The sequence below is a fragment of the Alcanivorax sp. HI0044 genome, assembly GCF_001634945.1.
In genome coordinates this window covers 1-782 of record NZ_LWEZ01001796.1, presented here as the reverse complement: position 1 = coordinate 782, position 782 = coordinate 1, and the positions used below count along the sequence as shown (strand labels likewise).

Below are 782 nucleotides of genomic sequence, written 5' to 3'. Positions count from 1 at the left end.
CGAAACGCCACCTGCCGGTGCAGGTTGCTCAGTTCCACCCGGTCGTCGTCCGCCAGCACCAGCTGCCCGACACCGGCGCCCGCAAGATATAACGCCGCCGGATTGGCCAGACCACCGCAACCGACGATCAATACCCGGGCGGCTGCCAGCGCCTCCTGCCCGTCCAGATCCAGTTCATCCACCATCAATTGGCGGCTGTAGCGATTGAGTTGCTCGTCGTTAAACATGAAAAGACTCGCTGCATGCAACACGGCTTCACGCTGACACGCAAAGCCGATCTATGACAGTGACGGCGCAAGCCTGAAGATCGCAAGCAGGCTTTCGCCTACACCGGGTGCTGCCCAAAGGTGACCCGGTCGTTGCCACCCAGATCCTGTACCGTACCCACCTGCACGAAGCCGGCCTGCGTCAACAGAATGCGCACTGCCTCACCCTGCTCAAACCCATGCTCCAGCAACAGCCAACCGCCGGCAACCAGTTTGCCGGCGGCTTGCTGAGTAATGGCAGCCAAATCCGCCAACCCGTTATTGGGCGCCACCAGCGCCGAGCGGGGCTCGAAACGCACATCCCCTTCATCCAGATGGTGGTCGCTTTCCTCGATATAAGGCGGGTTGCTAATGATCAGATCAAACGGCCCCGGGCAGGGCGACAGCCAGCTGCCCTTCAAACAGGTCACCGCGGCCCCCAGCCGATGAGCGTTGTCAGCGGCCACCTGCAAGGCGGCCTCACTCAGATCCACCAGGGTGACATGCCAATCCGGCCGCGCCAGCGCCAGGGAAACG

The 782-nt window shown here is 62.4% G+C and carries 2 protein-coding genes; both read right to left on the bottom strand.

All coding sequences use genetic code 11. The features are described 5' to 3' along the window. Positions 1-227 (bottom strand): ThiF family adenylyltransferase (locus tag A3730_RS26845; RefSeq protein WP_197477664.1); only part of this gene is annotated, 227 nt, incomplete at its 3' end. Between the two features lie 98 nt (positions 228-325). After that, positions 326-782, bottom strand: a 457-nt coding sequence (locus tag A3730_RS26840; RefSeq protein WP_156501394.1) for a peptide chain release factor N(5)-glutamine methyltransferase, incomplete at its 5' end; no start/stop codon positions are given.